The sequence below is a fragment of the Bacillus sp. SRL337 genome (assembly GCF_984799155.1).
The window spans coordinates 467,136-481,406 of record NZ_OZ481793.1 but is presented as its reverse complement, the minus strand read 5'-3'; the positions used below and the strand labels follow the sequence as shown (position 1 = coordinate 481,406).

Here is a 14,271-nt window from a genome sequence, read left to right as displayed (position 1 = left end):
AGCCATTAAAAATATTTTAAGACCTAAGTAAAATAGACACAGATACGGTTGCCGTTAATTTCTTCGATGTGAAAATCCATATCAAATACTTCCTTCAGAACTTCATTGTTGATGATGTCTTCGGTTTTGCCTTCCCGGATGACTTTTCCGTATTTCAGGGCGACAATATAGTCCGAATAACAGGAGGCAAAATTGATGTCATGGATGACGATGACAATCGTCTTTCCAAGCTCATCACTCATTTTCCGCAAGGCTTTCATGATCTGGGCTGAGTGTTTCATATCCAGATTATTAAGGGGCTCATCCAGCAGGATGTATTCTGTGTTCTGGGCGACGACCATCGCGATATACGCTCTCTGCAGCTGGCCGCCGCTTAATTCATCGATGAAGGTATCCTGCAATTCTTCCAATTCCATATAGTGAATCGCTTCATCAACGAATCGCTCATCTTCTTTTGTCAGCCTGCCCTGTGAGTAGGGAAAACGGCCGAAGCTCACGAGTTCACGAATCGTAATCCGCACATTCACGTTATTGGACTGTTTCAAAATTGAAATCGTCTTGGCAAGATCATTGCTCTTATAAGACGTGATCTCTTTTCCTTCCAGAAGGACAGACCCTTCATTCCTGGGAATCAGCCTGGAGACAATCGACAGCAGGGTGCTCTTGCCTGCCCCATTCGACCCGATGAAAGAAGTGATTTTCCCTTTTTGGATATTGAGCGATACATCCTCTACCACCTTCTTATTTCCATAGAGCTTCGAAACATTTTTTACTTCTACCATGATTTATTCTCCTTTAGCAGCAAATAAATGAAGTAGACGCCGCCTATAAAGTTGATGATGACGCTTACGGTTGTAGAGAACGTGAAGACTCTTTCGACAATGAACTGCCCTCCGGCCAATGCCACGATGCTGATCAAAATCGAACCGGTGATCAGGACAGCATGCCGATAGGTTTTTAAAAATTCATGAGCGACATTGACGACAAGGAGGCCTAAGAATGTAATCGGTCCCACCAATGCAGTCGAGATCGCCACAAGAATCGCTACGACGATAAGCAGGCGCTGGACGACAAAGTCGTAAGGAACTCCAAGGTTTACCGCCTGATCCCTGCCCAGCGACAGGACATCCAGATACTTTATAAACCTGAAGAAATAAAGCGTCACAAGAATCAGCAATAGGACCGAAACCCATAGAAGGTCTGTATTCACATTGTTGAAACTCGCAAACATTGAATCTTGCACTACCAGGAATTCATTGGGATCTATGAGTAACTGCATGAAGGACGAAATGCTTCCAAAGAAAGTCCCCATGATGATGCCTATTAATAGAAGGAAGTAAATGTTTCTGCCTTCCTTTTTCATGAAAATGAACCGGAATAAAATGATGGCGAATAAGACCATCAGTCCAACAGACAGAAGATAGTGATATCCTCTGCTCATCATGGCAAGCGAAGCCCCGCCGAACACAAACACGATAACGGTTTGAATCAGCATGTAAAGGGAGTCCAGGCCGATTAAGCTCGGAGTCAGGATCCGGTTGTTCGTTATGGTTTGGAACACGACGGTTGAAAAGGCAATGCAGCTGCCCGTCAGTATGATGGCAAATACTTTGATCGCCCGTTTCGGAAGTATGTATCCCCAATGCTCCCCGATATCCCAGAACAAGAACAAGGCCGATAATGTTATGGCTAAGATTAAGAGAATGATAAGTTTTGGTTTATAGCCCATGCGCTCTTCTCCTTATCAGTAAGTAAAGGAAAATCCCGCTCCCGATGACACCGACAGTCAACCCGATGGACACTTCGTACGGGAAGATGATGATCCTGCCGAAGATGTCGCAAATCAATACGAACACGGCGCCAAGAAGCGCTGTATGATGCAGGCTCTTTTTCAGGTGGTCTCCTTGATAAATCGTCACGATATTGGGAATGATCAAACCCAGGAACGGCAGCGAACCAACTGTCAGCATGATGCAGGATGATACAAGAGCGACAATGACCAACCCGATATTCACTACCTGTTTAAAATTCAATCCGAGGTTTGTGGCAAAATCCTCGCCCATTCCGGCAATGGTGAAGCGGTTTGCAAATATGTAAGCCAGGATGACAGCCGGTATGCTGATATACAGAAGCTCATACCGTCCTTTGATGATCATGGAAAAATCACCATGCAGCCAGGATCCGATGCTCTGGATCAGGTTATATTTGTAGGCAAAGAACGTTGTGATGGATCCAACGATATTCCCGAACATCAATCCGACCAACGGGATGAAGATGGCATCCTTGAACTTGATTTTGTCCAGTATCTTCATAAAGACAAACGTTCCAAGCAGGGCAAAAACAAAAGCCACCGCCATTTTCTCCAGCATTCCTGCTGCCGGGAAAAGAATCAACGCAACCAGGATTCCGAGTCTCGCTGAATCCATCGTTCCCGCAGTCGTGGGAGAGACGAACTTGTTCCTGCTGAGCTGCTGCATGATCAAGCCGACAATACTCATTGCCATACCCGCAATCAGGATACTGACGAGCCGCGGGATGCGGCTAATCAGCAAGATTTCAAGCTGATCTTCACTTAAACTGAAGATATCCAATGGCGATAAACTGGAAACGCCTACAAAAAGTGATGTAATCGACAATACCACTAACATGATCACTAAATAAAGTAGTTTCATAACCTCTTCTTCCTCACAACTATGACATCATCCCGGCTGCATTCTCAATGATAATGATTATCATTAAGAGCCAAAAAAAGTAGTGAGCCATCCACTCACTTTTACCTGTCTTTTTAAACAAGTATCTTACTTCCGACTAAATGATAACAATTATCATTATCGATTGTCAACATTAAAATGGAAAAACTTTCACTTTTTCGAAAATTAATTCTCGGGTAATGAATCGCCTGGTTGTCATTTGATAACGGATCTGGTATCGCGTGATAGTAAATCTCCCTTATCCCTTCAGTTACTCCTCTTCTCTTTTGCCTTTTTTCTATCCCATCCTCCAGAATCGCGGCAAAGCCAATAAGAACCATAACAAACAAAAAAAACCTTAAAGCAGAGTCTTTCAACCTCCGCTTTAAGGGTCATTCAGTCTTACGCTCCTACAGATTCAACAGCACCTGTTTTTCTTTTGCCTTTCCTTGGTTCCTCATTCTTCGTCATCGTTAAACCAGTTATTCCGTAGAACAATGAAACCATCGGTGTAAGAAGTGCCAAGAAGCAGAATGGAAGATAGGCCAACGTCGCGACACCCAGCACACCTGCTGTATAAATTCCGCTTCCAGTCCACGGGATCAGCGCACCGCCCTGGGTACCTGTATCCTCCAAAATCCTTGAGAGATTTTCCGGTTTAAGATTCAACCTGTCGAAAATCGGCTTCATTAGCGTTCCGCCCATGACGGTAGAGAAATAAATCGCTCCTCCAATAGCAAGGGTCACATAACTGACAATGATCGTGACGAAAACAAGGACGCCCGTATGTTGAATTTTATCTACAAAGGAAGCAATCAGCGCTTCCAAGACCTTTGATTCAGCAAGCATTCCTCCAAGCCCTAAGGCAAACAAGAATAAGGCAATCAGGCCGAGCATACTTGTCAAGCCGCCGCGCTGCAGTAAACTGTCAACAACCTCAATACCAGACTCTACGTTGTATCCATTATAAAAAATTCCAATGGTCTCAGCGAAACCGACCCCTTGATAGACAATGGCAACCAGTCCGCCAGTCGCTGAAGCAATGAAGATAGATGGAATGGCCGGTTTCTTTAATACTAGTAGAGCCACAAGAACAGCAATCGGAAGTAACGGCACAAGCCCCAGATTAAATGTTTCAGCTAAATAAGAAGTCAATGCCGTAACACTTCCTTCTTCAGCGGTACCAGCATTATATTGCAAGCCCATGACCGTAAAGATGAGAGCTGTCATGATATAAGCTGGAACAGTGGTCCAGAGCATATGTTTAATATGAGAGAATAACTCTCCCCCAGTAACAGTTGGAGCCAGGTTTGTCGAATCGGAAAGAGGCGATATTTTATCTCCGAAATAGGCTCCGCTGATTATGGCACCGGCTGTCATGGCAGCCGGTATACCGAGGCTTGTGCCAACACCCATCATGGCTATCCCTGCCGTACCGATTGTTCCCCAGGACGTACCTGTAGCTAATGATACAAGTGAACAGAATATCAAGGTTGTCACTAAAAAGAATTGAGGCGACACGGCTTCAATACCGAAATAAATTAATGTAGGTACGGTACCGGACGCAATCCATGCACCTATTAAAATCCCGACGGTTAAAAGAATCAAGCCAGGCTGCAATGCCTTGCTCATCGATCTCATCATCGACTTTTCAACTTGCTTATACGTGAATCCCAATCTCATCATAAAGGGAATCAGTACAAGCATACTCATAAACATCAGAATTTGAATAGGTGCATCAAAAACGAGGATTCCAACTGAAATAATCGCAATTGCTGAGAGTAACATTATCAGCGCGTACATAAAAGACGGTTTTCTAATTTTGTCGGTGTCCAACCAACCACTCCTTTGTTTTTAGAATATAACATTCTTTAGATTCGTTCCATGAAGAGGAACGATTAGAGATGTCTTACTAATGGAGATTTTGGCTTGTTTCCTTGAGGAAATGGGAAGGAAGAAGGAGGTGCCTTCGTGTTACCAAGTTGTCATTAGTATATAAAAATAATACTATAGTTTAAATTATTAGTAAATTCTGATAATGACCAATATAATACACCCTGGCTGGCTTATACTTTAATAACAGCGATTTTATTATGTGAATCACAAGAATACTTTACTATTCTCTTGATTAAGAAACTTTTCGACTCAGCAGCTTTGTTTCAGGATCGTTTTTTCAGGCAGCCACGGCCTCAGAACAACTTCTTCCCAGGGGAAACCTGTGTGGTCTCTCGTGCAGGAAGGACCGCCACTGTATCTGTTCGCCAATGATTACTAACCAACAGGGTCTATATGAAGATAAACATCTTTTCTACACTAGGGTAATAAGGTAAACTAATGAAAATTAACAGTGGAAAGGAGTGATGTTGTGAGGCTTAAAATACAGATCCCCTTTTTCCTATCAGGGCTGATCCTTTTTAGTTATGGGATAGCTGTGGCAATTAAGGTGCAATCTCTTGGCGTACACCCTTGGGATGTTCTGAACATCGCACTCCAAGAAAGATGGGGGTTCACCATCGGAACGTGGAGCGTGATCGTCGGCATTATTCTTGTACTTGTTTCATTGGTCATCGATCGAAGCTATATCAATGTCGGCACTTTTTTCAATGCAGTTATGGTCGGGCCGATGGTAGACCTTTTTCTCTGGCTGGATGTTCTTCCCCAGCCCTCCATACTGCCGTGGGATATTCTAGTCCTATTGATAGGGATTGTCATTATGGGAATTGGAGGAGGAATGTATAACGCATCGAGAGTCGGCGCCGGGCCAAGGGACGGTTTCATGCTTTCGATTTCAGATAAGCTGGGATATTCGATAAGCAAAGTGAGAATATCCGTCGAAAGCGCGGTACTCCTGGTGGCGCTTTTGCTAGGGGGTCCCGTCTTTATCTTCACCTTCATTTTCACCTTCATCCAGAGTCCGATCTTTCAGTTGTCTTATAAAATATGCACTGGGTGGATTGAAACACTTTCGCGTTTTACTAAAAAGGATAAACAGGTTGCAGCGGAGTTTTCGGAAGAACAGAGGGATAGCCGCCTACCTTAAACTGCTGCCTGTGACTGGACTGCTTTTGAGCTGGACACACAAATAGGCCATGTTAATTAAAAACGTGGCCGTTATTTTTTCTAGACGGTATATATGCCTGCTCAAGTAAAAAGCAAAGCCACCTGCAGAATGACCCTGCCGGAAAATCCCCCCTCCAGGTAAAACATCTCTAGACGGGACTGGAAAATCGCAAGGGATCCTGCAGGATTGATTCCTGAAATGGCACTCTCTAATTTAAATGGAATGGTTAAGGAAGAAGACCTTCATTCAATTCAGCAACAGTTGGACACCAGATCTTATTGCCACCTGTCATTGAATATAGGCATCACTCAAAAGAGGTTGATTTCCGTTTGATGTCCCCATCAGGGCTTATGCTGTATTGTGCGATAGAATTTGTTGCTTCTTGCTCATTGGTTAACCCATCCTTTAAATTGAACGTTACTTCCCAGGCTTTTGAAGAACTACTGAGGTGGGTATCATTTGATAATAACTCAACAGTTCCCATCTCTATATTCTCGTTGCTCTTTTCATTGAATTGGGCTAAGTCTTTTTCCAACTCCTCGATTGCAATTTCTTCAGCTTGTTCCTTTGTCATTTCTTCTGTTTCGTCATTTCCACATCCGAACAAAGAGAAAATGGCTAATAAGGATACTACTATACCAGATATTCTTTTCATACGTTTCCCCTCCTAATTATTTACTTTTACGAAAACGAACAATAAAAAGATTCATTTTTTTCATCCTCCGTTCATCTGTGCAGTCATGGACGGTGGGCAGCAGCCGGATCAATAGCACATTTTTGTGGTAATGGGGCATTCGTATTTTTCTGGTTGTATTGTGCAGCAAGGGATTATTTCTTCTTCTTTTTTATTACGACTCCTTGTCAGTAGAATTAGTTATTGATCTCTGATGTTTCCCGTCAAATATGTTCACAAATTTGTCACTTACGAGAAGGACTTATCTTTACCTATACTTACTGAGTGACTTTCATTATGAAAAATCAAGGGGTGGAAAGGTTTGCCGAAAACGAGAAAAGAAGGTTTATACTTTGGTTTGTTTATGTGCTTTGGAATGGTGGTGGTAATGACCATTTATAACCTATTTTTGAATGATTTATTTGGCAAGATATCATTCAAAGAGATCGTCATTCAATTTGTTCTGGCTTATGTCATTGCTCTTGTATTGGATTTATTCCTTGTGGGGCCGCTTGCCAGGAAGATCGTTTCTTCACTGCCATTTAACAAGAGAAATGTCCCGTTGTTTGTTATCTCTATGTCTACATGCATGGTAATTGGCATGGCTTTTTGTATGTCATTTTATGGTTTAGTTACGTCTTATCTACATGCCGGGTTCCAGAATGGGACTCTCTATAAAGACTACCTGCATATCTTCACTATGAATTTCATTTTTGCCCTCCCTCTACAACTAATAGTGATGGGACCTATTATTCGGATGGTGTTCATAAAGTTTATTAAGAATACACCTTCGCTAACAACCTAATGTCTTTGCCCTTCCATTTGGGGAGGGCATTTTTTTTGCCAGGTAGTTGGTGTCTTTCCTTCAAAAAGCGCTCTAATAGAGGGGAATTTATCCTTCATACTTTAATCTTATAAATGGATTTTCTTAGATTCTTGGAGCGATCCTTGAGTACTTGCATGGGGTCATTTGGTTATATCGTGCCTTTGTGGGTGGCATCTACAATAATCGACTTTACACCTGGAACGGAAACCAACACTTTCTCATAAAATCTCAAGTGAAAAAGGCAGAATCGCTCATTGAATTGAACGATTCTGCCTTTTTGATTTTTCTCGGACTTTTTCAGTGCCCTCACGATAACGGAGGGGTTTTCACTGTCTATTCTAGTTTTCTTCGATTTCTTTACGGTCTTTCTTCAGCATTTTGGAGAGAAGCTCATATACGATCGGCACAATCAATAATGTTAAGATCGTAGATGATGTCAGACCGCCGATTACGGTGATGGCCAGCCCTTTTGAAATGAGGGCAGATCCGGCACCGCCAAATACCATTGGCGTCATGGCGCCGATTGTAGCAATCGCCGTCATCAGGATTGGGCGAAGTCTTGTCGCTCCTGCTTCCACAATGGCATCACGCAGCGGCATTCCATCGCGTTCCATATGAATGATACGGTCCACGAGTACAATTGCGTTAGTCACAACGATACCAATCAGCATCAGAAGACCCATCATGACCGAAACTGAAATGGTTTCCCCAGCGATGTATAGACCTGCAAAGGAACCGATCACAGCAAATGGCAAGGAGAATAAAATCGCAAATGGTGCTAATCCTTCACCGAATGTTACAACCAGGATGAAGTAAACAATCAGAATCGCTGCAAGCATGGCAATTCCCAGCTGTGTAAATGTTTCTTGCATATCAGCCGCAACACCTGCCACGCCAACTTCTACACCTTCCGGCAAATCAAGCTTATCAATTTTCTTATCCGCTTGAGAGGTTGCTGTAGATACGTCATCAGTCGTCACCGTGCCTGAAACTGTTGCGTAGTATTCTCCCTTACTGCGGGACAATGTGTTGTACGTCGTACCCTCTTCTGTCGTTACCAGTTCAGATAGCGGCATCGTCGTACCAGTTGCAGTAGGAATTGGTGTTTCCAGAAGTTCATCAATGGATGCTGCGTCCGTTTTCTCTTCACGCTGGACGATAACATCAATTTCCTCACCATCATTTTCCACCGTTGTCAGTACTTCCTCAGAACTTGTAGCGGTCAAGGCGCCAACGATTTGTCCTGTTGTCAATCCATACTGCATAATATTTTCATGATCTACTTTCAGTACATGCTCGACATATGGATTTTCCATGTCGGATCCCACATCTTCGAGATTTTTCACCTCTTTCAAAGAGTCTTCAATCTCGTTAACTGCAGTATTTAGATCATCTAAATCTTCACTGTACAATGTATAACTTACTTCATTCGATGCCATTCCTCCGCCCATCATATCCTGGGACTTCCATTCACCGGAATGGCCGATATTGAAGACATAGTCTTCAACTTCCTCTTTCACATCAGAGAAGTTTTCGGTATCTTCATCAAAGAAAAGATACATCAACGCACCATTGCTTCCGCCCATCATCATCGTAGAGGCATCTGCGCTATTGCTGTTGTTGAACGATAACTGAACCGTTTTGAGGTCATCACGCTTCATTAATTCCTGTTCAACTTCTTCAAGATTTTCCAACGATTCTTCTTCAAGCTCACCAGCTGCTGGTGTATAGGTCAGGTAAATCGTTTTTTCCTCTTCAGACCCCATAAAGCTGAAGCCAATAAGAGGTGTTAAAGCAAGGGAACCAGCTAACAGAACGACCGCCAGGATGGACGTGATGATCTTGTGGTTCAGTACTTTTACCAGTACGCCTTTATACCAGTTAGCAAGTCTGCCAACTTCTTTATGCTTCGATTCTTTCTTCTCTCCGTATAATGACTTACGGAATAAGAAGTGAGACAGTGCCGGTACGATTGTAATCGCAACAAGCAGTGATGCACCCAGAGCAAATGCCATCGTTAAGGCAAACGGCCTGAACAATTCGCCAACCATTCCGCCGACAAACATAAGCGGCGCGAATACCGCAACCGTTACAAGTGTTGAGGATAGGATCGGCTTAAACATTTCAATCGTTGCTTCACGGATTAACGCACGGCCGCGAAGTTTCTCTTCTTGTAAATGCATCCTTCTGTATATATTCTCCACTACAACGATCGAGTCATCGATAACCCGGCCGATTGCCACGGTAATCGCACCCAATGTCATAATGTTCAAGGTTATATCGAGCCAGTTCAACAGCAGGAATGCCATAAAGATCGATACTGGAATGGATATAATCGAAATGATCGTTGACTTGAAGTCACGAAGGAATAACAGAATGATGATGACTGCGAACAAGCCGCCGAATAATGCTTTTTCCACCATTGTGAAAACAGAGTCTTCAATCGGTTCTGCCTGATCCAGTGTGACATCAATGACTAGGCCATCGATTTCCTCTTCTTGTTCTGCTATTACATCTTTAACGGCATTCACGACATCTACTGTGTTTGCCTCCTGCCCTTTCGTTACTTGGACAGAAATCGCTTCTTCCCCGTTTGTGCGGGAAATGGATTGAACGTGGCCAACTGTTTCAATTGTGGCAATATCCCCTAATTTTACAAAAGGATTCGGGTTGGCCTCTGATGGTGTAACAGGAATCATCAGTTCTTTCAATTGATCAATCGTTTTAATGTCGCCATCAACCGCAAGGGCTTCTTCCCCTTCTTCGAATTCCTGCAGGCCAAGAGACAGAGCCATGTCACTTGCTTGAACCATTTGTTTGACCGTATCTTCGGTTAATCCCAATGATTCCATCTTCGCCTGGTCATAGGTGAATTCCACTTCCTCAACATGCTGCCCCGTGATCGTTGTGGATCCAACGCCATCGATCTTTTTAATCTCAGGCAGGATCTTATCTTCAACAGTAGCCGACAGATCAACAATGTCTCCCTCTGTACTGCTGACGGATAATGCCACAACCGGCATCATATTCATACTGATTGCCATGATCGATGGTTCTTCCGCATCTTCCGGCAATGAAATATTATCAATGGCTGCTTCCAGCTCGCGTTTCTTCTCATCCATGTCGACGCCATATTCATATTCGATTTGGACCTGTGACACGTTTGCTGAAGAATTCGAATAAACAGCTTTAACATCTTCCAGTCCATCAATCGACTGCTCCATAGGCATGGATATTTTGTCCATCACCTGTTCAGCAGTGGCGCCTGGATACACATCCATAACAATCAAGTACGGAATGGATACATCCGGTATACTTTCCATCTTCATTTTTGTGCCTGAATATAAACCCGCAACGGTAATGATGATCGTCAATAACCATACAGCCAGTTTATTTTTCAGGACAAAGTTCACTAAACTTTTCAATAAAAGACACCTTCCTCTTCCCTTTTGAATAACGTTGACAACTTTGGTATAATGTAAATGACCGGTTAGTCATAACCCCAATTGCAATAAATCAAATATAACTGACCGACCAGTCAGACGTCAATCTTTTTGTTACTTTTTACACAGTTATTTACGTTTACCGTTAACAAAAGTTTCACATTTCGAATAAACATTCAAGTCGAACTTGGGGTTCCGGGGGGATTTTATGAACGAGAAAGAAATGCAGATAATTGAAGTAGGAATGAGGCTGTTCGCCAGCAAGGGGTTCTCAACCACCTCTGTCCAAGAGATCGCCACAGAAAGCGGGATTTCAAAAGGAGCTTTTTACTTACACTTCAAATCCAAAGACGATCTATTACTAGGTATTTTACAATATCATTTTGACATGATAAGCAGAACGACTATCGAAGAAACAAAGGATATACAAGATCCTCGGGAAAAATTATTACGGGAACAAATGGCGGTGTATTCACATTTCATTACCCACCGCGATCTTCTCGTCATGCTGGCCAAAGAGCAGGCAATCCCGAGAAACGAGACGGTAAAGCAGCTGATTTTTGAAAAACAAATGGAAACACACCAAGGTTACCGAAAAAGCATTATTGAGATTTATGGTCCTGAAATCGAGCCTTTCTCTTGGGATATCACCATTATCCTTGAAGGAATCATCAAATCGTATATGGGCATTTTATTGTTTTCCACTCACGATTTTGATTTGAGAAGCTTAACAGAATATATGCTGAACAGGATTGACAGTATTGTAAAAGATATTCACAAAGACCAGCCCTTCTTTACAAAAGAAAAGGCCGAAACCGTTTTATCCAATATCTTATTTTCGGAACAGCCAAAACTGTCCACTGTGATGAAAGACCTTGAAGAAGAAATTGAAAAGCTGGGGGCAGACGAACTGACGGTCACCCTTCAAGTCCTAAAAGAGGAAATTGAAAAAGAAGCTCCTAGAGGGCCGGTCATTCATGGAATGCTGTCGAATTTCTCCGGATATCCCAGTCTCCATTCATACCGGGATTTTATCTCGCAGCATTTTTTGGATAAATGATTATCGATTGGCATGGACAAGTGCGGATGCCCGTTAACATGAAACCATATCTGCTCATTTACATCATACCCATTAGTGAAAATATTCTTACCATTATAAATGAGACAGTATAAAAACGAGGCATCTGGCAAGCAACGTCATGCAGTTATAGGAGAAAGGAAAAACACAGTCTTTGGAAAAATCCAAAGGGTTGGATTTCCCCTTGGATACTAAAGCTTATATTATGAATGAAAGTGCAGTTTTTTCTTTCTTGCTTTTCGCAACTCATCTGAATAGCAACAAAATCCACGAAAAGAGCGCGTCTATACATTTTTGCATAAAATGTATAGACGCGTTCTTTGATTTATATGAAATAAGAGCGGGATCCGATCACTTCAAATGCTCCACTGACACTCCACTTAATTATCTTACCCTTCTCCCTAATCTTTTCCTTTCATCAAGCCATTTCAACTCCATTTACCTCCTTCCGAATGGATGTAAAACAGAAGTTGCCACTATAGAGAAATAAGGCTCTGATTGCTGGAAAGAGCAATAGGCGGCATTCAGTAGCTGCCCTTTAGTCATCGACCCACTTAGTTTAAGCACACTATTGCCTAACCCATTCACTATCCTCCTGTGAAAACTAGACAAAGTATTGTGTTTTATGATAAATTATTACAATAAAATTTCATTTAAAACTATATATTTTAAATCGATGAAGAGGAAAGTAGTTTTTGCTATATTCTGAAGCGAACCAGGGACGGTGGAAGCCTGGCGATGAAGCATGAATGAAGAACACCTCTGAGTTCTGACCGAAAGAGATTTCTTTAGTAGGCTTAGACGTTGCCAGGACGTTAATGACTGGGGTAACTTTAAAGATGGTCATTTTATGACAATTTGGGTGGTACCGCGGAAGTAATCCTTTCGTCCCTTATTTTGGGATGGAAGGCTTTTTTTATAAAGAAGACTATTAGGAGGCGAATTATGATAAAGACCGTAGTAAAAGACCTGTACAGAAACCAAGAAAATTTCAAAGACAAAACGGTTCAACTTTCCGGCTGGATCCGTACTCTTCGCGATTCCAAAACCATTGGCTTTATGGAGTTGAACGACGGAACATTCTTTAAGAGTGTACAAATTGTTTTCGAGGATACCCTTGACAACTTCAAAGAAATTACGAAGTTACCAATCAGCTCTTCTGTTTCAGTGGAAGGTGAATTCGTACTGACTCCTGAAATGAAGCAGCCTTTTGAACTTAAAGCAACAAAAATTGTTGTGGAAGGCTTATCGGATACAAATTATCCTTTACAAAAAAAGAGACATTCTCTTGAATACTTAAGAACAATCGCTCATTTACGTCCGAGAGCCAATACCTTCGCAGCCGTTTTCAGGGTAAGGTCTCTTGCTTCTTATGCAGTTCATCAATTCTTTCAAGAAAAAGGGTTTGTAAATGTACATACACCGATTATTACCGGAAGCGATACAGAGGGCGCCGGAGAGATGTTCCGCGTGACCTCAATGGATATGAACCAGCTTCCTAAAGATCAAGAAGGAAATTTCGATGACAGTGCTGATTTCTTCGGCAAGGAAACCAATTTAACCGTAAGTGGTCAATTAAATGCGGAAACCTTTGCCCTTGCTTTCCGTAATGTGTATACCTTTGGTCCGACCTTCCGAGCAGAAAATTCAAATACAGCACGCCATGCCTCGGAATTCTGGATGATCGAGCCGGAAGTTGCCTTTGCAGAATTACCGGATATCATGGATCTCGGTGAAGAAATGGTCAAGTACGTCATCGATTACGTTTTTGAACATGCCCCTGAAGAAATGAACTTCTTTAATAGCTTTATTGATAAAACACTTATTGACAGATTGAAGAATGCATTAGAATCCGATTTCGGAAGAGTTACTTATACAGAAGCTGTTGAATTATTAAAGAACTCCGGTAAGAAATTTGACTACCCGGTTGAATGGGGTACTGATTTGCAAACGGAACATGAACGGTACCTTAGTGAGGAAATTTACAAGCGCCCTGTCTACGTAACCGACTACCCGAAAGAAATCAAGGCATTCTACATGAGAGCAAATGAGGATGGCAAGACAGTAGCTGCGACAGACCTTCTGGTTCCCGGTATTGGCGAGTTAATCGGGGGAAGCCAACGTGAGGAAAGAGAAGAAATCCTTGTGGATAAAATCAAAGAACTTGGTATGTCTGAAGAAGATTACTGGTGGTATCTCGAACTTAGAAAATACGGCGGAACAAAACATTCAGGCTATGGAATTGGCTTCGAACGCCTTGTCATGTATTTGACTGGAATGAAGAATATCCGAGATGTCATTCCATTCCCTCGTACACCAGGAAATGCAGAGTTTTAATGAATGAAACTAAAGAATGAAAAATAGGATGCAGCTGCATCCTATTTTTTTCGCCCTATTTGAAAAGCCTTCGTTCCGAAAAAACCCTATTTGTGAAATACCTGCTGATCGAGCAGTGTTGTAGGAAAATCCGAATTGATGAAAGATGGAGTTCCAGTGAGGG

10 protein-coding genes and 1 other annotated feature are annotated in these 14,271 nt (G+C 42.4%); of the genes, 4 read left to right on the top strand and 6 right to left on the bottom strand.

Going from position 1 to position 14,271, the window contains the following annotated elements; translation table 11 throughout:
* Positions 1–23 precede the first annotated feature (23 nt).
* The 4 genes from AC4E8A_RS02440 to nhaC form a co-directional block, all read right to left on the bottom strand.
* Complete coding sequence (locus AC4E8A_RS02440; RefSeq protein WP_490196597.1) at positions 24–782, bottom strand: iron ABC transporter ATP-binding protein; 759 nt, start codon at positions 780–782, stop codon at positions 24–26.
* Positions 776–1,729 (bottom strand): iron chelate uptake ABC transporter family permease subunit, encoded by a 954-nt coding sequence (locus AC4E8A_RS02435; protein ID WP_490196596.1) that lies wholly within the window; start codon positions 1,727–1,729, stop codon positions 776–778. Before AC4E8A_RS02435 ends, AC4E8A_RS02440 begins: the two co-directional genes overlap by 7 nt.
* Entirely contained in the window at positions 1,719–2,672 is a 954-nt protein-coding gene (locus AC4E8A_RS02430) for an ABC transporter permease (RefSeq protein WP_490196595.1), read from the bottom strand. The genes AC4E8A_RS02435 and AC4E8A_RS02430 overlap by 11 nt, the downstream gene beginning before the upstream one ends.
* A gap of 420 nt (positions 2,673–3,092) precedes the next feature.
* Positions 3,093–4,526: a Na+/H+ antiporter NhaC gene (nhaC, locus tag AC4E8A_RS02425; protein WP_490196594.1), complete on the bottom strand. Its 1,434-nt coding sequence runs from the start codon at positions 4,524–4,526 to the stop codon at positions 3,093–3,095.
* Positions 4,527–5,055: 529 nt separating this feature from the next.
* Here nhaC and AC4E8A_RS02420 point away from each other — a divergent pair.
* Positions 5,056–5,730 (top strand): YczE/YyaS/YitT family protein, encoded by a 675-nt coding sequence (locus tag AC4E8A_RS02420; protein WP_490196593.1) that lies wholly within the window; start codon positions 5,056–5,058, stop codon positions 5,728–5,730.
* A gap of 325 nt (positions 5,731–6,055) precedes the next feature.
* On the opposite strand, the gene AC4E8A_RS02415 is transcribed toward AC4E8A_RS02420, so the two are convergent.
* Positions 6,056–6,406 (bottom strand): hypothetical protein, encoded by a 351-nt coding sequence (locus AC4E8A_RS02415; RefSeq protein WP_490196592.1) that lies wholly within the window; start codon positions 6,404–6,406, stop codon positions 6,056–6,058.
* Between the two features lie 340 nt (positions 6,407–6,746).
* Here AC4E8A_RS02415 and AC4E8A_RS02410 point away from each other — a divergent pair, with 340 nt between their 5' ends.
* A complete protein-coding gene (locus AC4E8A_RS02410) occupies positions 6,747–7,229 on the top strand; it encodes a DUF2798 domain-containing protein (protein WP_490196590.1) in 483 nt (160 codons plus the stop codon).
* 359 nt (positions 7,230–7,588) lie between these two features.
* On the opposite strand, the gene AC4E8A_RS02405 is transcribed toward AC4E8A_RS02410, so the two are convergent.
* Complete coding sequence (locus AC4E8A_RS02405) at positions 7,589–10,675, bottom strand: efflux RND transporter permease subunit (RefSeq protein WP_490196589.1); 3,087 nt, start codon at positions 10,673–10,675, stop codon at positions 7,589–7,591.
* Positions 10,676–10,901: 226 nt separating this feature from the next.
* Between AC4E8A_RS02405 and AC4E8A_RS02400 the strand changes: the two genes are divergently transcribed.
* Entirely contained in the window at positions 10,902–11,753 is an 852-nt protein-coding gene (locus AC4E8A_RS02400; RefSeq protein WP_490196588.1) for a TetR/AcrR family transcriptional regulator, read from the top strand.
* Between the two features lie 685 nt (positions 11,754–12,438).
* Positions 12,439–12,667, top strand: a binding site (T-box leader).
* 49 nt (positions 12,668–12,716) lie between these two features.
* On the top strand, positions 12,717–14,108 hold the full coding sequence (gene asnS, locus AC4E8A_RS02395; protein WP_490196587.1) for an asparagine--tRNA ligase: 1,392 nt from the start codon (positions 12,717–12,719) through the stop codon (positions 14,106–14,108).
* Positions 14,109–14,271 lie beyond the last annotated feature (163 nt).